The 20,826-nt window shown below is 36.4% G+C and carries 29 protein-coding genes; 22 read left to right on the plus strand and 7 right to left on the minus strand.

Annotation, left to right across the window (positions count from 1 at the left end; translation table 11 throughout):
- The first annotated feature begins 197 nt into the window (after positions 1-197).
- The 5 genes from H6F45_RS05000 (at position 198) to H6F45_RS05020 (ending at position 4,594) form a co-directional block, all read left to right on the plus strand.
- A complete protein-coding gene (locus H6F45_RS05000; RefSeq protein WP_096568530.1) occupies positions 198-524 on the plus strand; it encodes a Mo-dependent nitrogenase C-terminal domain-containing protein in 327 nt (108 codons plus the stop codon).
- A 329-nt stretch (positions 525-853) separates the two neighbouring features.
- Positions 854-2,221 (plus strand): nitrogenase iron-molybdenum cofactor biosynthesis protein NifE, encoded by a 1,368-nt coding sequence (gene nifE, locus H6F45_RS05005; protein WP_190346641.1) that lies wholly within the window; start codon positions 854-856, stop codon positions 2,219-2,221.
- 88 nt (positions 2,222-2,309) lie between these two features.
- Positions 2,310-3,641, plus strand: coding sequence for a nitrogenase iron-molybdenum cofactor biosynthesis protein NifN (gene nifN / locus H6F45_RS05010; protein WP_190346642.1), 1,332 nt, complete (start codon positions 2,310-2,312; stop codon positions 3,639-3,641).
- 60 nt (positions 3,642-3,701) lie between these two features.
- Positions 3,702-4,121, plus strand: coding sequence for a nitrogen fixation protein NifX (nifX, locus tag H6F45_RS05015; protein ID WP_096568524.1), 420 nt, complete (start codon positions 3,702-3,704; stop codon positions 4,119-4,121).
- Positions 4,118-4,594 carry a NifX-associated nitrogen fixation protein gene (locus H6F45_RS05020; protein ID WP_190346643.1) on the plus strand — a complete coding sequence of 159 codons (477 nt, stop codon included), beginning with the start codon at positions 4,118-4,120 and terminating at the stop codon, positions 4,592-4,594. The genes nifX and H6F45_RS05020 overlap by 4 nt, the downstream gene beginning before the upstream one ends.
- Here H6F45_RS05020 and H6F45_RS26910 read toward each other — a convergent pair.
- Positions 4,559-4,684: a hypothetical protein gene (locus H6F45_RS26910; protein WP_277876959.1), complete on the minus strand. Its 126-nt coding sequence runs from the start codon at positions 4,682-4,684 to the stop codon at positions 4,559-4,561. The two genes, H6F45_RS05020 and H6F45_RS26910, sit on opposite strands and share 36 nt — an antisense overlap.
- 62 nt (positions 4,685-4,746) lie before the next feature.
- Between H6F45_RS26910 and H6F45_RS05030 the strand changes: the two genes are divergently transcribed.
- From H6F45_RS05030 to H6F45_RS05065, 8 genes are all read left to right on the plus strand, one after another.
- Positions 4,747-4,947 carry a CCE_0567 family metalloprotein gene (locus H6F45_RS05030; RefSeq protein ID WP_096572692.1) on the plus strand — a complete coding sequence of 67 codons (201 nt, stop codon included), beginning with the start codon at positions 4,747-4,749 and terminating at the stop codon, positions 4,945-4,947.
- Entirely contained in the window at positions 4,944-5,261 is a 318-nt protein-coding gene (gene nifW / locus H6F45_RS05035) for a nitrogenase-stabilizing/protective protein NifW (RefSeq protein WP_096568518.1), read from the plus strand. The genes H6F45_RS05030 and nifW overlap by 4 nt, the downstream gene beginning before the upstream one ends.
- A gap of 10 nt (positions 5,262-5,271) precedes the next feature.
- Positions 5,272-6,054, plus strand: a complete 783-nt coding sequence (locus tag H6F45_RS05040) for a HesA/MoeB/ThiF family protein (RefSeq protein ID WP_096568515.1) — start codon at positions 5,272-5,274, stop codon at positions 6,052-6,054.
- A gap of 66 nt (positions 6,055-6,120) precedes the next feature.
- Positions 6,121-6,492 (plus strand): iron-sulfur cluster assembly accessory protein, encoded by a 372-nt coding sequence (locus H6F45_RS05045; RefSeq protein ID WP_096568513.1) that lies wholly within the window; start codon positions 6,121-6,123, stop codon positions 6,490-6,492.
- Positions 6,493-6,686: 194 nt separating this feature from the next.
- Positions 6,687-6,986 (plus strand): 2Fe-2S iron-sulfur cluster-binding protein, encoded by a 300-nt coding sequence (locus H6F45_RS05050; RefSeq protein WP_190346644.1) that lies wholly within the window; start codon positions 6,687-6,689, stop codon positions 6,984-6,986.
- Between the two features lie 52 nt (positions 6,987-7,038).
- Entirely contained in the window at positions 7,039-7,386 is a 348-nt protein-coding gene (locus tag H6F45_RS05055; RefSeq protein WP_307722526.1) for a FeoA family protein, read from the plus strand.
- A gap of 3 nt (positions 7,387-7,389) precedes the next feature.
- On the plus strand, positions 7,390-7,539 hold the full coding sequence (locus tag H6F45_RS05060; RefSeq protein ID WP_236104082.1) for a site-specific DNA-methyltransferase: 150 nt from the start codon (positions 7,390-7,392) through the stop codon (positions 7,537-7,539).
- Between the two features lie 288 nt (positions 7,540-7,827).
- Positions 7,828-8,250, plus strand: coding sequence for a hypothetical protein (locus H6F45_RS05065; RefSeq protein WP_137668013.1), 423 nt, complete (start codon positions 7,828-7,830; stop codon positions 8,248-8,250).
- A 51-nt stretch (positions 8,251-8,301) separates the two neighbouring features.
- On the opposite strand, the gene H6F45_RS05070 is transcribed toward H6F45_RS05065, so the two are convergent.
- Entirely contained in the window at positions 8,302-8,769 is a 468-nt protein-coding gene (locus H6F45_RS05070; RefSeq protein WP_096568504.1) for a DUF29 domain-containing protein, read from the minus strand.
- A gap of 804 nt (positions 8,770-9,573) precedes the next feature.
- Here H6F45_RS05070 and H6F45_RS05075 point away from each other — a divergent pair.
- The 4 genes from H6F45_RS05075 (at position 9,574) to H6F45_RS05090 (ending at position 12,683) form a co-directional block, all read left to right on the plus strand.
- Positions 9,574-10,170: a CBS domain-containing protein gene (locus H6F45_RS05075; RefSeq protein WP_187040955.1), complete on the plus strand. Its 597-nt coding sequence runs from the start codon at positions 9,574-9,576 to the stop codon at positions 10,168-10,170.
- A gap of 381 nt (positions 10,171-10,551) precedes the next feature.
- Positions 10,552-11,016, plus strand: coding sequence for an ankyrin repeat domain-containing protein (locus H6F45_RS05080; RefSeq protein ID WP_137668015.1), 465 nt, complete (start codon positions 10,552-10,554; stop codon positions 11,014-11,016).
- Positions 11,003-12,289: a SagB/ThcOx family dehydrogenase gene (locus H6F45_RS05085; protein WP_190346645.1), complete on the plus strand. Its 1,287-nt coding sequence runs from the start codon at positions 11,003-11,005 to the stop codon at positions 12,287-12,289. The genes H6F45_RS05080 and H6F45_RS05085 overlap by 14 nt, the downstream gene beginning before the upstream one ends.
- 19 nt (positions 12,290-12,308) lie before the next feature.
- Positions 12,309-12,683, plus strand: coding sequence for a hypothetical protein (locus H6F45_RS05090; RefSeq protein ID WP_096572690.1), 375 nt, complete (start codon positions 12,309-12,311; stop codon positions 12,681-12,683).
- 138 nt (positions 12,684-12,821) lie between these two features.
- On the opposite strand, the gene H6F45_RS05095 is transcribed toward H6F45_RS05090, so the two are convergent.
- Positions 12,822-13,295, minus strand: a complete 474-nt coding sequence (locus tag H6F45_RS05095) for a hydrogenase maturation protease (protein WP_096568495.1) — start codon at positions 13,293-13,295, stop codon at positions 12,822-12,824.
- A gap of 224 nt (positions 13,296-13,519) precedes the next feature.
- On the opposite strand from H6F45_RS05095, the gene H6F45_RS05100 reads away from it, so the two are divergent.
- Complete coding sequence (locus H6F45_RS05100; protein WP_096568492.1) at positions 13,520-13,888, plus strand: SET domain-containing protein; 369 nt, start codon at positions 13,520-13,522, stop codon at positions 13,886-13,888.
- A gap of 140 nt (positions 13,889-14,028) precedes the next feature.
- Entirely contained in the window at positions 14,029-14,532 is a 504-nt protein-coding gene (locus tag H6F45_RS05105) for a hypothetical protein (protein ID WP_190346646.1), read from the plus strand.
- 89 nt (positions 14,533-14,621) lie between these two features.
- Here H6F45_RS05105 and H6F45_RS05110 read toward each other — a convergent pair whose 3' ends face one another.
- From H6F45_RS05110 to H6F45_RS05120, 3 genes are all read right to left on the minus strand, one after another.
- Positions 14,622-14,987 (minus strand): type II toxin-antitoxin system PemK/MazF family toxin, encoded by a 366-nt coding sequence (locus tag H6F45_RS05110; protein ID WP_190346647.1) that lies wholly within the window; start codon positions 14,985-14,987, stop codon positions 14,622-14,624.
- A complete protein-coding gene (locus H6F45_RS05115; RefSeq protein ID WP_228051890.1) occupies positions 14,981-15,217 on the minus strand; it encodes a DUF2281 domain-containing protein in 237 nt (78 codons plus the stop codon). Before H6F45_RS05115 ends, H6F45_RS05110 begins: the two co-directional genes overlap by 7 nt.
- Positions 15,218-15,412: 195 nt before the next feature.
- A complete protein-coding gene (locus H6F45_RS05120; RefSeq protein WP_190346648.1) occupies positions 15,413-16,879 on the minus strand; it encodes an ammonium transporter in 1,467 nt (488 codons plus the stop codon).
- 1,380 nt (positions 16,880-18,259) lie between these two features.
- Here H6F45_RS05120 and H6F45_RS05125 point away from each other — a divergent pair.
- The 3 genes from H6F45_RS05125 to H6F45_RS05135 are packed head-to-tail and all read left to right on the plus strand — an operon-like array spanning position 18,260 to position 20,170.
- Positions 18,260-18,838: a TerD family protein gene (locus H6F45_RS05125; protein WP_347237705.1), complete on the plus strand. Its 579-nt coding sequence runs from the start codon at positions 18,260-18,262 to the stop codon at positions 18,836-18,838.
- Positions 18,839-18,862: 24 nt separating this feature from the next.
- A complete protein-coding gene (locus H6F45_RS05130) occupies positions 18,863-19,465 on the plus strand; it encodes a TerD family protein (RefSeq protein ID WP_096568474.1) in 603 nt (200 codons plus the stop codon).
- Between the two features lie 12 nt (positions 19,466-19,477).
- Positions 19,478-20,170 (plus strand): zinc-dependent metalloprotease family protein, encoded by a 693-nt coding sequence (locus tag H6F45_RS05135; RefSeq protein WP_096568471.1) that lies wholly within the window; start codon positions 19,478-19,480, stop codon positions 20,168-20,170.
- 104 nt (positions 20,171-20,274) lie between these two features.
- Here H6F45_RS05135 and purE read toward each other — a convergent pair whose 3' ends face one another.
- Positions 20,275-20,793 carry a 5-(carboxyamino)imidazole ribonucleotide mutase gene (gene purE, locus H6F45_RS05140; RefSeq protein ID WP_096568468.1) on the minus strand — a complete coding sequence of 173 codons (519 nt, stop codon included), beginning with the start codon at positions 20,791-20,793 and terminating at the stop codon, positions 20,275-20,277.
- Between the last annotated feature and the right edge of the window lie 33 nt (positions 20,794-20,826).

Below are 20,826 nucleotides of genomic sequence, written 5' to 3' on the forward strand. Positions count from 1 at the left end.
TTTCCCAATTCCCTATTCCAGTAAATCACAACAGGAATCGTAGGGGCGAAGCATTCGGAAAATAGCCTTCGACAAAAATTGATAATTAATCGCCCGAATGCTTCGCCCGTAGAGCAGTCAGAATAATTGAATGCTGATTACTGATTACTGATTACTGATTACTGATTACTAAATTGTAGTTATCTTAGGTTTGCATTATGGCATCTATTCCCCATTCTCATCCACATCCTAACTATCATCCACCCAGCTACCAAAACCCCGGAAACTTTGACATTTTCCGTCCCCTGAGAAAGTTAGTAGATGGTATCCCAGTTAAAAATAATCGCCTAGCCCATCTAATTTGTCGAGTAATTCCCTGTTGTTGTCCTTTCGAGCGAGATATTAATTTATTTGGTCGCACTTTCCATATTCCCGCAATTTGTCAAATCAATCCTCTGTATAACGAAGTTGTCGGTTTACGATTTCGGGCTTTGTCATATCTTGTTGACGAATGTGGCGAAGATGTGACGCAATATATTTGCTAAACATCAATTATTATTCATTACCCATTACTTTTTTCTTGGTCATTAGTCATTGGTCATTAGTATTGAACTAAACAGAAGAGCAATTATCAAGGATTGATGTTATTAAAATTCAGTTACAGATAAATAGATATCTTTTCTGAAATTTTAACTGTGTAAATCTAATATTAAGAGGAATTTTGCGGTAAGTCTATATAGTTTTGCAGAAATGTTGAATGTCAGAAATCAGGATTTTCCATAGCAGCGTAGCTTTAAAAAGCTGATGACTGATTACTGATAGCTGAATGCTGACAATTTTAATTAATAAAAATCAACCCAGGCGAGACATAAATATGAAAATGACCCAAAGCAAAATTAACGAACTTCTGAATGAATCAGGATGCGAACATAATCAAAAAAAACAAGGAGAAAAGAAAAACAAATCCTGTACCCAACAAGCTCAACCTGGTGCTGCTCAAGGTGGTTGTGCTTTTGATGGCGCAATGATAGCATTAGTGCCTATTACCGATGCTGCTCATTTGGTACATGGTCCTATTGCTTGCGCTGGTAACTCTTGGGGAAGTCGCGGAAGTTTGTCTTCTGGACCAATGCTTTATAAAACAGGTTTTACCACTGATTTAACAGAAAATGATGTGATTTTTGGTGGTGAGAAAAAACTTTATCAAGGCATTCTCGCAATTCACAAACGTTACAAACCAGCCGCAGTTTTTGTATATGCTACTTGCGTAACTGCTCTTATTGGTGATGATATGGAAGCAGTTTGTAAAGTAGCAGCAGAAAAAATTGGTGTTCCGGTTGTTCCTGTTATTTCTCCTGGTTTTATAGGTAGTAAAAATCTGGGAAATCGCTTTGGTGGTGAAGCTTTATTAGATTATGTAGTCGGTACTGCTGAACCAGAATATACTACACCTTATGATATTAATTTGATTGGTGAGTACAATATTGCTGGGGAAATGTGGGGCGTTTTACCTTTATTTGAAAAGTTAGGTATTCGCGTTTTATCTAAAATTACTGGCGATGCTCGCTATCAAGAAATAACCTATGCTCACCGTGCTAAATTGAATGTGATGATATGCTCACGGGCATTATTAAACATGGCGCGGAAAATGGAGGAACGTTACGGTATTCCTTACATTGAAGAATCATTTTATGGTATAGATGATATTAACCGTTGCCTGAGAAATGTCGCTGCAAAATTAGGTGATGCTGATTTACAAGCACGGACAGAAAAATTAATTGCTGAAGAAACAGCAGCTTTAGATATTGCCCTTGCACCTTATAGAGAAAGACTCAAAGGTAAACGAGTGGTACTCTATACTGGTGGTGTAAAAAGTTGGTCAATTATTTCGGCAGCTAAAGATTTAGGAATAGAAGTTGTTGCCACCAGTACCCGCAAAAGTACAGAAGAAGATAAATCCAAAATCAAGAAATTGTTAGGCAATGATGGCATTATGTTAGAAAAAGGAAATGCCAAAGAATTGCTCAAGTTAGTGGAAGATACAAAAGCGGATATGTTAATAGCTGGGGGAAGAAACCAGTACACAGCATTAAAAGCCAGAATCCCATTTTTAGATATTAACCAAGAACGTCATCATCCCTATGCTGGTTATATGGGAATGGTAGAAATGGCACGGGAATTATACGAAGCTTTGTATAGCCCAATTTGGGAACAAATTCGTAAACCCGCACCTTGGGAATAAATTAAAAATTGATAATGGATAATTGATAATGGAAAATTATTAATTATCAATTGTCAATTTTCAATTTTCAATTATTGAGATTATATTTATGGCACTTGTTACACTTCCAGAAAAATCTGTTTCTGTTAATCCCCTTAAACAAAGTCAGGCTTTAGGCGCATCTTTAGCTTTTTTAGGATTAAAAGGAACTATCCCTTTATTTCATGGTTCTCAAGGTTGTACTGCTTTTGCAAAAGTTGTTTTAGTTCGGCATTTTCGGGAAGCGATTCCTTTAGCTACTACCGCAATGACGGAAGTTACTACCATTTTAGGTGGTGAAGAAAATGTTGAACAAGCAATTTTAACAGTAGTAGAAAAATTACAACCAGAAATTATTGGTTTATGTACCACTGGGTTAACTGAAACTAGAGGAGATGATATTGAACGTTTTTTAAAAGAAATTAGAAAACGTCATCCAGAATTAGATCATTTAGCCATTATTTTTGCTCCCACTCCTGACTTTAAAGGTGCATTGCAAGATGGTTTTGCAGTTGCAGTAGAAAGCATTGTTAAAGAAGTTCCCAAAGCAGGAGGGGTAAAACCAGAACAAATCACAATTTTAGCGGGTTCTGCATTTACTCCGGGAGATGTTCAAGAAATCGAAGAAATGGTTAAATCCTTCGGTTTAGATCCTATTTTTGTGCCTAATTTGGGAGCTTCTTTAGATGGACATTTAGAGGATAATTATAGTGCTATAACTGCTAGTGGTACAACTCTCAAACAATTGCAATCTTTAGGTAGTTCTGCTTTCACTATTGCATTAGGTGAAAGTATGCGAGGAGCAGCTAAAATTCTCCAGCAAAGGTTTAACACAGACTACGAAGTTTTCAGAGATTTAACAGGTTTAGAACCTGTGGATGAGTTTCTACAAGCCTTATCTGTGTTAAGTGGAAATCCCGTACCAGAAAAATATTGTCGCCAACGTCGTCAGCTACAAGATGCGATGTTAGACACTCATTTTTATTTTGGTGCAAAACGGATTTCTTTAGCCTTAGAACCGGATTTAATGTGGTCTATGGTGCATTTTCTCCAGTCAATGGGGGCGCAAATTCATGGGGCTGTAACTACCACAAAATCACCTTTATTAGAGCATCTACCCATTAAAAATGTGACTATTGGCGATTTAGAAGATTTGGAAGATTTAGCAGTAGGTTCTGATTTATTAATTGGAAATTCTAATGTTAATACTATTGCTAAACGTCTTTCTATTCCTCTCTATCGTTTAGGTATTCCTATTTACGACAGATTAGGAAATGGCTTATTTACCAAGGTAGGATATCGCGGTTCTATGGATGTTTTATTTGGTATTGGCAACCTATTTATAGAACACGAAGAAGCATTAATGATGAAACAATGGGAACAGGTAATAGGTGACAGGTGACAGGTGACAGGTGACAGTTAATAAGCTGATTACTGATTACTAATTACTAACAAAGGACAAATGAAAGTGAAAATTGCATTTACGACAACTGACAGAATTCATGTTAATGCTCATTTTGGATGGGCTAAGGAAATTGATGTCTATGAAATTACAGATGAAGGATATCAATTTCTAGAAACTTTAACCTTTGATGGTGATCTTAAAGAAGATGGTAATGAGGATAAAATTACCCCTAAACTTGAGGCTTTAAAAGATTGTACAATAGTTTATGTAGTGGCTATTGGTGGTAGTGCGGCCGCTCGTTTAATTAAGCATGGTGTGACACCTGTTAAGGCGAAATCTGAAGAAGAAAAGATTGAAGAAATCTTGACTAAATTAGTGCAAACTTTGAAAGGGAATCCTCCACCTTGGTTGCGTAAAGCTTTAGGTCAAAAGAAATCTAACTTTTTAGAGGAAATTGAAAACGAAGCTGCGGTATGAGTGAAAATAATAGTGTGAACGGAAACGCAACAAGCACGATAATTTCTTCACCTTTTCTGAAAACATTAGTCCAACAAATTCGAGCTAATGATAGCTATGGATTTTACAAAAATTGGTCTGATGAATTGATTCTTAAACCTTTTGTGGTGACAAAACAAAAGAAAAAAGAAATTTCTACAGAAGGTGAAGTTGATCCAGCTACTCTTTCTCGCATTAATGCTTTTTTTAGAGCGATCGCCTCAAGCATAGAAAAGGAAACTGGATTACTTTCTAATGTGGTAATTGAATTAGGTCATGAAGGTTTTGGTTGGGCTTTAGTTTTTTCTGGACGATTATTATTAACTGTAAAAACCTTACGTGATGCTCACCGTTTTGGTTTTGAATCTCTAGAAAAGCTGAATGAAGAGGGAGAAAAGTTTGTTGAAAAAGGAATTGAATTAGCCAAACGTTTCCCCGAAGTAGGCAATTTGTAATATTTGGTGATTGGGGACTGGGGACTGGGGACTGGGGACTGGGGACTGGGGACTGGGGACTGGGAAGAATACCCAATTACCCATTACCAATTACCAATTACCAATTACCAATTACCAATTACCAATTACCAATCACCAATCACCAATCACCAATGACCATTGAAGAACTGAAAACCACGATTAAAAAGCTAAATAGTAAAGCAGGTCAAATGAAAATGGATCTGCATGATTTAGCTGAAGGACTACCTACAGATTACGAAAAATTGATGGATGTTGCCAATGAGACTTACAAAATCTATCAAGAGTTAGATCAACTCAAGCAACAACTAAAAAAAATGGAGAACGGTAAATGACTGGAACTATTGAAGAATTTAAAAAAATCGTAGATGCAGAAGCTTATTTCCAGTTTTTTAATCTGCCTTACGATCAACATTTTGTCAATGTCAATCGGCTGCATATCTTAAAAAAATTCTCTCAATTTATGTATCAAATTGATGAGCAATATCCTAATCTAAGTGCAGCAGAAAAGTTAGAAAAATACAGCCAAGCTTTGCAACAAGCTTATCAAGTTTTTATAGAATCAACACCCCACGAACAAAAATTGTTCAAGGTGTTCAATGACAAACCAAAAAATGTAGTTACGCTAACAGAAATCACGTCTGACTAGGAGGTATAAATTGATCAACCTAACGCCTACCGAATTAGAACGCTATAGTCGCCAAATGATGCTGCCGAATTTTGGCGAAATAGCTCAAAAGCGCCTGAAGTCAGCGACGGTTCTGGTGACTGGTGTGGGGGGATTAGGTGGAACGGCGGCGCTTTACCTAGCAGTAGCGGGCGTTGGGCGGCTCATCCTAGTCCGGGGTGGTGATTTGCGTCTCGATGACATGAATCGTCAGATTTTAATGACTGATGATTGGGTGGGAAAACCAAGAGTTTTTAAGGCTAAAGAAACTCTGGAAGCTATTAATCCTGATGTGCAAATTGAGGCAATTCATGATTATATTACCCCCGAAAATGTAGATTCGTTGGTGCAATCTGCGGATATGGCTTTGGACTGCGCCCACAATTTTACCGAGCGTAATTTATTAAATGAAGCTTGTGTAAAGTGGCGTAAACCAATGGTGGAAGCAGCAATGGATGGAATGGAGGCTTACCTAACAACAATTATTCCTGGTGTAACTCCTTGTTTGTCCTGTTTGTTTCCAGAAAAACCAGATTGGGATCGCCGGGGTTTTTCAGTTTTAGGGGCTGTTTCTGGAACTTTAGCTTGTTTAACTGCTTTGGAAGCTATCAAGTTAATTACCGGTTTTAGTCAACCATTATTATCGGAATTGCTAACAATTGATTTCAGTAGAATGGAATTTGCTAAACGTCGTTCTCAACGCGATCGCAATTGTCCAGTCTGCGGTAATACAGCACCTTGGAGATATTCCCAATCTCAATCTTTATCAGTTTAAAGTTTCACCACCACAGTAATAATTAACCTACATCTGAAAATCAGAATAATCGCTACAGGAAACAAAATGACTGTTACTTTAACAGAAAAAGCAGAATTTCGTTTGCGGGCTTTTTTAAAAGGTTCTGCTGCGGAAGAAAATCAAGCTAAAAAAGGTATCCGCATCTCCGTTAAAAACGGTGGTTGTAGTGGCTATGAATATGGTATTGAAATTACCAATAAGCCCCAACCTGATGATATTGTCACCCAACAAGGTAACGTATTGATTTACGTTGACGCTAAAAGTGCGCCCTTATTAGAAGGTGTAGTCGTTGATTTTATTGAGGGTGTCATGGATAGCGGTTTTAAGTTTTCCAACCCCAATGCAACTGACACCTGTGGTTGTGGCAAATCTTTTAAATCAGGAGATTGTTCACCTAACGGTGTACCTTGCAGCTAAAAAAATTTGGAACTTAGGAAAAAATAGATATGGAAACTTTTCTAAGTTCCATTCCATCACCTACAAATTTACAACTTTTCCGTAGACACACTCTACATTTTTTTGTGTACGGAAGAGATGATTTACCTTACTGAAAATGTAAACAGTAAGCAACCAAATTACAAGTTCTATTCAAATTTGAGGAGAAGTAAAACATGGCAACCTATAAAGTAAGATTGATCAACAAAAAAGAAGACTTAGACACCACAATTGACTGTGATGATGATGTCACAATTATTGATGCAGCAGCAGATGCAGGTATTGATTTACCAGTTTCTTGTCACGCTGGTTCTTGTTCTAGCTGTGTAGGTAAAATTGTTGAAGGTGAAATCAACCAAGATGATCAAAACTTCTTGGATGATGAACAAGTAGAAAAAGGTTTTGCTTTATTGTGCGTTACTTATCCCCGCTCCAACTGTACAATCAAAACCCACCAAGAAGCTTATTTGGTTTAATACAAAATTAGGGTTTAGCTTTGCTAATTAAACCCATAATTGAACTTTTACCATGATGGAGGATGTTTATCATCTTTCATCATTTCAAGTTTCACTTTTTACTTTTAATTATTGTTCGGCAATGTTTACTCCTTTTAGTGTAACTGGTTGCTCTTTGGAATTGCTCAAACCTGGAGAAATAGGAATTGTTACTGTCTGTCAAACTCAGGATAAAACTATGAGAAAGAAACTGATATCAATGGGTATTCATACAGGAACTAATATCACTGTTGAGCAGCATTTTCCGGCTTTTATAATTAAGGCTGGAAATGTATCAATGAATTTAGATCGGGACACTGTACGGGCTATTTATGTGCGTGTGCTTGAGGGTGGAACTAATAGATTATTAAAACAAAAATAATTTTTGGTATTATGTGATCCAAAAGACTGTTTAGCAGCTAGAAATTTAAATCGTCATTATTTAGGAATTGAAATCAATCCTGATTATGTTAATCTAGCTAATAACCGTATGGCAGAATCTAATTTTAAACAACAGGAATTATTTATTATTTGAACTATGATTATTTTAGCCAAATTTTAATGATTAAGCTATAACACTTGTTGATACCCAGATCCCCGACTTCTGTGATATAGTCAGATTTTATTAACATGATAATAAAAGAAGTCCGGGATCTTATGACTAGATTACTGAATGCTTAATGCCAGATTATCCCACAAACCAATTATCATCTAAAACCTGTTCTAATCAACTCATTGTTAAGGACTAAATTAAGTTCTTGATTTAGTATAAAAAGTAGTGTATATTAAATTATACGTTTATATATTGATCAATAAGTAAGTTATGTTTTCTGATCCTGATCCCGTTGAAAAAATTGCTGTTGCTTTATTTTGGAAATTAGTTAAGGACGAAAATCTCAGAAAGCAAATTTATCAAGCTGGACTTGGTTGTTTTGATTTCATACAGGTTGCAACAAACAACGTTAACCTTCGTTCACCAGAAGAAGATATTAAGATAGCTCTAAGAACTTGTATTAGAAATGACACTGACAGTAAAGCACGGATAACAGCTTTTGTTACTGGGTTGCATTTGCAACACAAGATTCAAAGAGGAGCGCAAGTTGGTGGAAGTTTACTTAGAAGATTTGGAAAGTCATATTTTCCACATATCAACGATAGGGAACTACGTTTTGCTTTAGATGTTGATTCAGAATTGGAGAATTATTTATACAATCAAATCATAGCTCAAAATTCATGGTCACAATAAATGTGAATTTTGACTCTGGAATTGATTTATAAAAGAGCGATCGCTATTTTCTCATCTCCCAACAAACCAATTATCATCTAAAACCTGCTCTAAAGAACCAATGGGATTGATGGGAAATGTATCCAGGGGAAGTTGAGAGCGATCGCTTGCTTCTTTTCTTGCTTCTTCATAACATTCCTCAAAGATTTCTAAAATATAAGGTTTCAAACTAGGACTATCTTTCAATTCTTTTTTTATTTGTCTGCGAAAAGTCCTGATTTCCCCTTTCCAATGTCCCTCATTACGCTCTCTTTCACTATCCCAATATTTAAGTTTTAACAAATGTTCGAGAAGTCTAATTAATAAACTTTCAATAGCTCGTTTCTGACTTCTACCCATAGTTTCTAATTCTTCAATTAAATTCTCTAAATCTACAGATGAAAATTGCCCAGCACGCAGTTGATTAATAGTTGTCCGCAACCACAAATAATAATCTTGTTCATATAAATTTTGATTTGCTAATTCTACTGGTAACAGCATAAACTCACAGTTCCAATTTCACATTTACAATTTCTGATGTACTTCGTCAGTCTTCAATATATTGATAAGTTAACCAGGTTATTAATTAATACCTAGATTATAACTATGATAACCCAAAAATGTATCTATTGACTACAAATGAAACATATATTTTGTCAAACCTCATATTTTCCGCTGCTGCCATAATTCAGAAATAGTATTTCTAGTCAATAATTTTTATATTTATTTAATGGAATTTTTCTAAATGTTTAACTAATAAATTTCATAATAAATCGTAATATCTGATATCAAAAACATCAAATATAATTTTTTGCTTCTGTCATCCACTTAACAATTTTTTAATCCGATTTATGGTCAAAAATGGGTGGATCTTTATAAATCATTCATATTTCCTGCTGACCAGAGTGATACTATATAAGTAAGCTAAATTGTTGGCAGTGAACCTAAACCTCAACAAGAAGCGATTACAGAGTAAATCCCAAACCTCTTACTTTGATCCCCAGTTAAACCACAACCAAGGTAAAGAGTAAGAACGGTAGATGAAAATATATAGAACCTGCGTAAATCTTATTTCTAAAATCACCGGATTCATGAAAATCTCTCAGATTATTAATAATTCGGTTTAGGAATGTTCACATCAAGTAATTGCTTTTTAGCCAGTAGTACATAACACGCCTCACTATTCAATATCTATTGATGATTAAGGTGCAAAGGTGCAAAAACTACCGAGAAAAAGTTTAGGAGAATCGCAGCAGTTTAGAAGTAATTCAATGATTCGCTCACCGAATTAAAGGAGCAGGAATTATGAGAGCCAAACAAATTATGACTCAAGATGTTGCTACTATTCGCGGTTCCGCAACCGTAGCAGAAGCAGTCAAACTAATGAGGCTCAAAGAACTGCGGGCTTTAGTTGTTGAACCTCGTCACAGTGGCGATGCTTACGGTATGATTACCGAAATGGATATCGTGGGCAAAGTTGCAGCTTTTGGTAGAGATCCCGAAGCGGTTCATGTGTACGAAGTGATGACTAAACCCTGCGTAGTTGTCAATCCTGACCTAGATGTTGAATATGTAGCGCGGTTATTTGCTAATACTGATACATGGCGTGCGCCTGTTATTCAAGGTGAATTATTAGGCATTATTTCTGTGACTGATATTCTCACCAAGGGTAACTTTGTAGATAAACCAAAATTAAAATTCCTACGCAAAGAGATACAGAAAGCTGTATCTGAAGCTCGGTTAATTTCTGCTAACTATGGTCCAGATTCTAAACGAGCAATTGAAGCTTGGGATATAGTAGACGAACTCGAAGCAGAAGCTACTTTTTATGGTGTACCAAAACCATGCAAATCTGCTAGAGAACTGTTTGCTGACGATAAAAAACCAGTGACAGCCGGCTAACAGTTTTACTAGGTGACAGGTTACAGGTGACAGGTGACAGGTGACAGATTTAAAAGTTAATTTGTATCTTAGTTTTGTCATCAGTTGATGTCCTAATTACCTGAGTGCTTGCTATACCTTTTCTCTTCCCGGATGATCAATTCATCTCTTAGCCCCCCTTACTAAGGGGGGTTGGGGGGATCAAATCTCTGGCAACGTCACAAAGAATTGGTATCACAATTGTTCTCCAGCTACTGTGTTTTTTCTCTGATTCAAATAAAGCTTTTAAATATGGTGGGCATTGCTCACCATTCCGTTTTTATTTGGTAAGTATTCAGCTATCAGCTATCAGTAATCAGCCATCATATTTTTCTTGTTTAAGTTATTTACTCAACTATAATTATGAGTCAACCAAATCAACTCAAATTAAGTACAGAAACCTGCCAATGGCTATTAGCAAATAATTACAATCCCGAAGATTTAAATCAGCGGGGTAAAAATGGTGATACAGCTTTAATGAAAGCCACTAGAGATGGACTTTACCCAGTGGTGAAAGAATTAATTAATGCAGGTGCGGATATCAATGCCACTAACGATGATCACAATAATGCTTTGTGGTTTGCGTGTTTTGGGAATCACTACGATTTAATGAATTTACTACTAGAAGCCAACATAGATATTAACAATCAAAATGATAATGGTGCAACTGTCCTGATGTATGGTGCATCGGCTGGAAAGACAGAAGTAGTGAGATTGCTATTACAACATAATCCTAACATGAATTTACACAATTTGGATGACTATAAAGCAATTGACTTTGCCAGCAATATAGAAGTTTTAAGGTTACTGAAAAATGCCACACAGTAAGCTTTATGGAATAGCCTTTCATGAGGCTACCAAGCATTCTTACCTATCTGTGCAAATGAATCCCAATTATGTGGATGGATCAACTCAACCCCGCGCCTTTAAAGTTTATCCTAAATTTTATCGGCGAGTGAAATTAATTCCTAATAATCCATTTCATGCTTTTATCAAGTTAACAAGCGCCATTACTTTTGAGAAGATTTACAAAAATGAAACCTATCAACTCCGGGTAAATCCCTCTGCTGGGGCGTTATATCCCACGGAAGTTTATATCCAAATTCGTGAGGTTGAAGGATTTATAAACGGCATCTACCATCTAGAAGTTGAGAATAATTGTCTGACGTTGATTTATGAATTAATTGATGATGGGTTAGAAAGTTATATTATACCTAATAAACGTATCAACGGCTGCATTTTTTTAGTTAGTTGTGTTTATTATAGGTCTAGCTGGAAATATCAAGACAGGAGCATTAGATATTGCTTATTGGATAGCGGACACCTTATGGGCGCTATTGCAGCTTCAGCGTATCTTCATGAAAAAAACATCAAATTAATCTTTGACTTTGATAAACTCTCTCTCAATGCTGATTTAGGATTTGAGAATAAGGAGTTTATTAGTAGTTGTGTGATATCGGGGGAGACGCAAGAAAAGCCAGTCAGACGTTTAAGGTTATCCATTCCTTTTGTCTGTGGAACTGACTATTTTCAAGCGAATCAATTCATTGAAGATGCTTATCAAGCAACATCAATGCAACCTAGTCACCAGCAAAAGCTAGAACATCCTCAATTTAATTTTCACCGAGAACGGTTTTTTGAGAGCTTTTGGAACAGGCGTTCTATTCGACGTTTTCAAAGAAATTCTATTACTCAAGAAATCTATTGGCGAATTTGGCAAGATATTCAACAACCAATCCCTACAGAAGATTTTGAGCAAATAGAAATTTACTCGGTGGTGCATCGTGTTGAAGGTATGACACCCGGTTTATATCATGGTAGGAATCTCATTGAGTCGGGTGATTTGAGTGAAAAAACAGGTTACTTGTGTATTCATCAGGCGCTGGCTAAAGACTGCGCTGTAACTTTGTTTTTTGTGTCCGATTATTTGAGTTATCAAACTGCTATGCAATTAGCTGGTTTTATCGGACAACGAGTATATCTATCCTGCAATTATTGGGGAATAGATTGTAGTGGTATTGGTGCTTTTTATGATGATGAAGCCCAAGCATTTCTACTAACCAATAAGGATGTTCTTTATGTAATGGCCATTGGTAAATAAAATAGGAAAAGCAACCGAAATGAGCAGAAGAGAATCAGAATTCAATGCTGATGACAAGCACCCTATGCAAGCAACATCAGCAGATATTATCCTGCGACAACAGCTAGAATATTCTATTAGTCGGTACTTTTATCAAGGATGCGATCGCATTATTCAAAATTTACTCTCTCATTGTCGTTGGTATATGACGACTGATGCTAGTGCTTTAACTTTAGTAATTGAATGTCCAGATCAAGTTAGCAATTGGAAAATTTTGCAAAAAATCGTCCCAATGGCTAGTATTCTTTATGGTATTGTTAGCAGTGCCAAAATTCGCGTTTGTCCTCCTGACCCTAATGCTGTACCATTTGAAATGAGGGTAGATGAACTCTCAGTTTACCGTGATTGGGCATAGTTGGATTTTGGATTTTGGATTTTGGGTTTTGGATTTGAGATTCTTAATTCTCAGTATTCAGCATTCGGGCGAACAATTATCAATTTTTATCACAGGTTATTTTCCGAATGCTTCGCCCCTACTCCTGAATTTTGGAAATCAAGCCGTCACATTCTGACTTATAATTGTGATTAGTTCTGCCAAAACTAAATCAGCAGAATGTTGAACAGCAGCACTTAAATCTAGTCCAAAATCAAGATTTGCAGCTTCAATTAAATACACAGTCACATCCTGGGGAAAATCATCTAAAAAGATTTTTCTCCCAGCAGCCAAAGCATGATCCCAACGAAAATCATGCAAATTAAAACTCGGTTCGGGTAGAGCTTCTAATTCTTTCCCTGGGACTTTAAATATAGCACCTGGTGGGGAATCTGTGCAACTAGCATCCAGAATAATTAATTTTTCACTTCCTCTCGCTTGAAACATCACTTCCATTCCCGCAGTACCACAATCAAAAACGCGGACTTTGGGGTGAGGATTTTCGGCGAGATATTGCTGTAAACGTTGGGCAATGATTACGCCTACCGCGTCGTCATTACGATTGAGATTTCCACAACCTATGATCGTGAGCATGGGATATTTATAATAACATGAATATTCTCAATTTTGCACAGTTTCCTCACATAAACCTCAACAAAAATTAAAATTTACGGAAATTTTGATGATGTCTCTAAATATTAACTTTATAGTGACTATAGCAGCCGTAAGTAAGTGAAAAAAATTTGTCTTTATTGTCTCTGCGTCTATCTGTAGTGATTAGTTAAACATCATTCTCACAGATCAGACAAAATAGATTTATGTTAGTAGTTCGTGATACAGAAATCAAAGGAAGAGGTGTTTTTGCTCAGAGGGATTTTGAGCTTGGGGAAATAATTGATATCGCCAATGTGATTGTTATTCCTAAACAACAAGTTAAGTTAATTACCCATACGGTATTATGTAATTATTATTTTGGTTGGCATGGAGAAAGTGGGGCGATCGCTCTTGGTTATGGGTCTCTTTTTAATCATTCTTATCAGCCTAATGCGCTGTATGTGAAAAAGTTTGATCAACAAATAATAGAGATTATTGCTTATAAATATATTCGGGAAGGTCAGGAAATTACTATTAATTATAATGGTAATGTTGATGATTTAACGCCTATTTGGTTTGATGTGGTGGATTGATTTTTGATCACGCAGAGGCGCAGAGGCGCAGAGAGAGAAGGAGTAGGTTATTGTTTAACCGAATCTTAAACCTAGCTAATCAGATAGTAAATTTGTAGACTTGTTGCTTAATTTACACTATAGTTTTTAATGTTCCAATATTGACTGCATTAAAAATGAGTGAGACTATAAACTTTCAGCGCGAACTAACAAAGGGTCTGCTTTGGGGATTTGCACTAGGTATCAATTTAGACATAACTATTGCTATTTTGCACGATTCTGACATTTTATTTTCAACCTATGTAGTTATATCAATTCTGAGTGCTATCTTAGGTGGAATTACTGCTCTAGTAATTTTAGGTATAATAGGCACTTTAAAAGGAATTAACTGGTTCTTGATTTTATTTTTTGGAAGCCTTATTACTTTTCTAACTACTGTTCTCAATATTGTATGGGCTACAATAGCTGGCTGGGTAAGCTTGATAGTTGTTCCCATTTTGTATCTTGTCAGAAAAACATTAGCAGAAAAAGCACCTAAATGGTTAGAAAAATCTGTAGACATATCAATGGAGTTATTTTTGACAAGTCTAATTCTTACAGGTTTAGTGTCTATATTTGAGAAAGTGACTGGTATTTCTCTAATTCGCATTTGGGAATTTTTGTAACTTAATAAAGTAGGTTGGGTTGACGTAAGGAAACCCAACATTAACCAGTCCTTTGCTGTTGGGTTTTCACTATCTACACCAACCTCATATCATTCATTATTATTTACAATATTCAACCCAAGTATAGTACACAAAGCTATCTCTAAATCATTTAAATAATTATCATCCAAGTGACCAATTAATCTGATAATCCTTGATTTATCAACAACTCTAATTTGCTCACAAAGCACTACAGAATCTTGGCTTAAACCACCAATACCAGCAGGAATAAGCACATGAGACGGTAAAATAGCTCGTCTAATTTTTGATGTGAATGGTGCAATAATGGTATGGGTGCTGACTGCATTTGCTCGATCAATTTGCACTACTACAACAGGTCTGATTCCTGCTTGTTCTGTGCCAATAACAGGGTTCAGATCACAGAGAACTACATCTCCTCTTTTGATATCTACCACTTAATTTCCCCACTTGCCAAACGTTGTTCATAATCTTCTAAATTAGATAAATAGTCAGCAAAATCAGATTCTGCTGTATCAATAGATTCGCCAAAATTAAAAGACCATTCTCCTTGTTCAAGCTTGTATTTAGTTAACAACCTGTCTATAAAATCAGATACTTCTTTAACTAAAGAATCTGGCATTTGCTGGATTTGAGCAATTGTTTTCTCTTGTAAATTCATACTCATAATAAAGCTGGGTTGCTTGCCTCTATATTCTCATTGTAACCTAACCTTTCCTTTCTTTCTTCCTTTGCGTCTTTGCGTCTACCCTGCGGGATCTCCTGACGGAGATTGCGTGAAACATAAAAATCCCCGACTTCATCTAAGAAAATCGGGGATCTAATTATTTATCAAATGATGACTAAATCAAGATCAAATTTATTAACCCTCAAATGTGCCAATAGGAGGATTTTTAGAATGATTTTGTTGTTCTTCAACAAACTCTTCAACTGCGTAAACATCAGGCCAAACAGTTGCACCGTGTTCGTAAGCATCAATCCCGATTTCATCACCTTTGGGATGAACACGCAATTTATCAATGGCTTTGAGTCCACTAAACATCACAAAGGCAAAAGCAAAAGTGAATACAGCGATCGCCAGTATACCCAAAATTTGTACACCCAATAAATCAAAACCACCGCCTAAAAGCAACCCTGCTTTTCCATTCATGGTCAATTCTTTTTGACCTAAAAAGCCTACAGCGATAGTACCCATCATGCCATTGATCCCATGAACTGCAAAGGCACTTACTGGATCATCAATGTGCATTGCTTCAATTAAATCAATGCCAAGAACGATTAAAATACCACCAGTGATTCCAATTAATACTGCTGCCCAAGGTAAAACAAACGCACAACCAGCAGTGATGCCCACCAAACCAGCTAAAGCACCGTTGAGACAATAGGTTAAATCCCATTTTTGAGAACGGGTATATTGGAAAAATATTGCTGTTAAAGCACCTGCACCGGAAGCTAAGGCTGTATTGATAGTTACCAAACCAATTAAACCAGTATTTCCAGTTCCCAAAGTTGAACCGGGGTTAAACCCGAACCAACCAAACCATAAAATCATTCCGCCCAAGGTTGCTAAACCTAAGTTATGTGCTGGTGGGAGTGTTCCCCAAGCAGGACGACCAGGACGCGGACCAATTAAATATGCACCCACTATAGCTGTCCAACCACCCACAGTGTGAACTACAGCACTACCAGCAAAATCATGGAAACCCATTTTGGCTAACCAACCTTCTGAGTTCCATACCCAATGGACAATTATGGGGTAACTAAATGCACCCATGATGGCGCTGTAAATTAAGTCACCAACAAAGTTAGCTCTTCCCGCCATTGAACCGGTGGTGATGGTACTCGCGGTAGCAGCAAAGGCAAATTGGAAGAAGAATAAGGTATAGGTATTAAGTGCAGCAGTAGAACCAGGTGCGCCCATTGGGTAACTACCATCAGCACCGGGTAACTGACTCAGGAAAAAGGTATCTGTGCCGATAAAACCGCCCGCACTTGTACCGAAAGCGATCCCAAAACCAACACCCCACCAAACAAGGATGGTAATACATGGATCAACAAAGTTTTCTACTAAGGCGTTAACTACTCCTCTTTGTCGCAATAAACCTGCTTCTAACATTGCGAAACCGGTTTGCATGAAGAAGACTATAAAGCCTGTCAGCATTACCCAGGTGGTATCAATGGAAATTTGCAATTTTGTGGTTGTGTCCGCTAAAGATTCCAATGTTGGCGGATCAGCAGCTTGGACAATTGTAGGAGCGAAAATTGCAAAGACCATTGAACCTATAGCTAGTGCTAGTAGGCGGTGTAAGGGACGAATTCGTTGATTCATTGCGGTTTTTATTACTAGAAAAGCTTGACCAATTGATAATTGATAATTGACAATTGATAATTGCCCATTATTGAATGATTTTCTTTGGCTTACCCAAATAATTTAAGTTAAATTAATTAGGGTAATTGCACAAGATTTCGCTAATAAATGTGAAAAATCGTGGTTTTGATGTTCTATTTTTTAGATGCTTTTGTTCTCCGCTACAACATATTTTTTGAATAGCATAAGATACATCAACCCTTATGCCAAAACGATTTGGGAGTTTGTTTTTATTAACAATTCCCTATTTCTTATGAAGGATGTTCACTCCTCAATATGCAGTTTTGAATCTGGAACAACTCAATTAATTCAATAGTTAATTATTGAGAACGAGAATAACCAGGAATTAATTAAATTAACTCCGAAGAAGTTGGTGAAACCACCAGCAAATAAAACCACAAGCAAATAAGTTTGATTGATTTTGTATTTAATAATGTTAACCTTGTTAAGGTTTCTGTATATTCAATTACAGTTTTTAAGGTTTTGATATCAATGATGCTTCTGCACAGGATAGGGAAATGTCGATAGATCCTTTGTAATACAGGCATTTTCTCCTATTACCACTGTACCCTCAAGGTAAAATATATTTATTTATATAAATTCTTAATAATTTATTAATTTTTTATATGTAAAAATTATGTATTCCAGATACCCCACTTCCAAAGAAGTCGATCTATGTACGAAGTTAGATTTTTGGCTAGTGTTTATCTATTGGGAAGGCGATCGCTAGATTAACAAAACTGTTAACCAGTTACTTAATATACTTGTATAGTATACGAACTCTAAATCTAGTAGTTTATACGTCTTTACCACAATTGTTCAGAAAAAATCTTAAATTAATCTTAAATTAATGTCTGTTTATTTAAGTAAATTTCCTGAGATGTAAATTCAAATTTAATCAAGTATACAATTTAGTCCCAAAGTAATAATTACGCAAAAATACTGATTACAGAGCAAAAGATAAGTTATTTAATAGTGATTAAACAAAACGATAAACAAATAAGGTAAAACTGTTACATCATTTCTAGTTGTAACATTACCTAAGCACCAAATTTAGGCTTTTAGGTAAACAAAGAGTAAACTTTAGTTTGTCATATTGTTTTAGATTGTGCATTGTCCGTACTGACAACAATTCTGTAAATACCGGCTGCAAAATTTATGTACTGATATTTTTTCAAAGCATTTGACATCTTGTATCATGCTGAAAGTCTGATTTTGTGCTAGTAAATTGCAGATTTATATTACTTTTTCTTGTCAATATTCAATATTCTGAAAGTCTAATTCAGATAGAAATAATTGGCTAGAAAATCAACCGAGAAATAGAATTTAGGAGTAACCGAAATCATGGCAATATCACTGACCAAAGGACAACGAGTATCACTGGAAAAAGTTGCACCAGGACTCACGGAAGTATTTGTTGGTTTAGGTTGGGATGTCAAAGTCATGGATACTGGCTTTGATTTTGATTTAGATGCTTCAGTTTTCCTACTTGGAAGTAATGAAAAACTGATCTCTGATAATCACTTTATTTTTTACAACAACCTGATCAGTCCAGACCCTGCTAAATCAGTTCAACACACAGGAGATAACTTAACAGGTATTGGGGAAGGAGATGATGAAGTCATCAAGATTAATTTGCAAAAAGTTCCTGCTGATATTCAGAAAATAGTGATCACTGTCACTATACATGAAGCAGCAGAAAGAGGTCAAAATTTTGGTCAAGTTCATAATGCCTTTGTCCGAGTTGTCAATGCTCAAAATAAACAAGAGGTAATTCGTTACGACCTAGTTGAAGACTATTCAATTGAAACTGCATTGATCATGGCCGAACTCTATCGCAAGGATGGAGAATGGCGTTTAAATGCTGTAGGTTCTGGTTATCAAGGTGGATTAAAAGCCTTACTAGATCGTTTTAGCTAAGAGAAAATATAGGAGCAAATTATTATGGCAATTAATCTACAGAAAGGACAAAGAATATCACTTTCTAAAGAAGCTCCCGGCCTGACGCAAATGATGTGTGGACTAGGTTGGGATGTGGCAAAACGTTCTGGAGGTGGATTTTTTAGTAATTTTGGTGGTGGTCATGAATATGATCTAGATGCCTCTGTTATCTGCCTAGATACTAATGGCAAATTAACAGATAAAGGGAATATTATTTACTTTGGTAATCTCCAACATTATTCAGGAGGAATCACCCATACAGGAGACAATTTAACTGGTGCTGGTGATGGTGATGATGAGGTGATTATTATTGATTTACTCCGCATACCTGCCGAAATTGCTAAGTTGGTATTCGTAATTAATATTTACGAATGTATTACCCGGAAACAAGACTTTAGCCAAGTTGAAAATGCCTTTGTGCGTTTGGTTAATGTAGCTAACAACAAAGAACTGGCTAGATATAACCTTTCTGGCAAAGAGTACAAAGGGATGACAGGGATGATTTTAGCTGAAGTTTATCGGCACAATAATGAATGGAAAATGGCAGCTATTGGCAATGGTGTCAGTGTCAATGGTTTGGGAGAATTGGTTAAATCCTACTGTTAAATTTAAGGAATAATGTCGCTTTACGATCGCCTGAATCTCAAAAAACCAAATCGTAAGCTGCAAGTTCCGATTTGGGAACGGATCAACCTGGAAAGACCAGCAAAACCTCGCTGTCAAGGTTGCCGTTCTCGCATCCAAACAAATTGGCAAATATGTCCATTTTGTGGCAGGTTACTTGTTGAAAATACACACCAAAATCGTCATTGCATCTGGGTTGATATTTCAGCTATTCTGTTCGGTATTGAAGAAAAAAGCACCTTGATAAAATTAATGGAAGATGCTTTATCTAAAGTGTTCAGTGCTTTTAGAAGTGTGAATCTATTTTTAACATCTGAACCACCAGATCAAAGAGAGTGGGGGCAAAACTTTACTCATGTTCAGGTGCTATTTCATCATCAACCAGTTGACTATTTAGGAATTGCTAGTTTTAGTCCTGGTAAAGTGACAAATCTTGCTGCTGTGCGGATAGATCAAATACTTCATGCTTCCTATTGTGCTGATTTGAATTTAGAGCAATTATCTAATTTAATTGCTAATACTATCACCCACGAAATTGGACACACTTTAGGTTTAGACCATTCTAATTTACCAACTGATGTGATGCACGATGGACTGGATCATAGAATTCATAGTTTGATGCCACCATCATTTCATGCAGAGCAAATTATCTTAATGAATTATGCTATTAGTCAGCATAAATCTTAGTTTATATCCTTGAATATTATATGTTGCTAGTCCGCGTAGGCGGACTTTGTTTGTATAGCTGCGATTTACAACAATCGCCTTTTCTTTTTTACAACTTTTCTTTTTTAAAACCTCTGTTCTAAATACTGCTGATAACCCAATTCTGCTAATTTACTTTGTTTGTCCATCACCATATCACATAAACTTTGACGATATGCTTGGACTTTTGCTAACAATTCTGGTTGATGCGTAGCGAGTATTTGCACTGCTAAGAGTCCGGCATTTTTAGCATTGCCAATAGCCACCGTAGCGACAGGAATACCTGCTGGCATCTGCACAATAGAATATAAAGAATCGACACCTTGTAAATTACGAGTTGCGACGGGAACACCAATTACAGGAAGGGGGGTTAAAGATGCTACCATACCAGGTAAATGGGCAGCACCACCAGCACCAGCGATAATCACCTTAATACCGCGTTGGTGGGCGGTTTGGGCATATTCTACCATCCGTTCTGGGGTACGATGGGCAGATACAATAGCTACTTCGGATTCAATGCCAAATTCCTCACAAACAGCGATCGCATCCTTCATAGTAGGCAAGTCCGAATCACTGCCCATAATAATACCAACTTCAAGACTCATAGAATTTTAGATTTTAGATTTTGGATTTTAGAT

This window comes from Sphaerospermopsis sp. FACHB-1194 (genome assembly GCF_014696235.1).
GTDB classification, from domain to species: Bacteria; Cyanobacteriota; Cyanobacteriia; order Cyanobacteriales; family Nostocaceae; genus Sphaerospermopsis; species Sphaerospermopsis kisseleviana.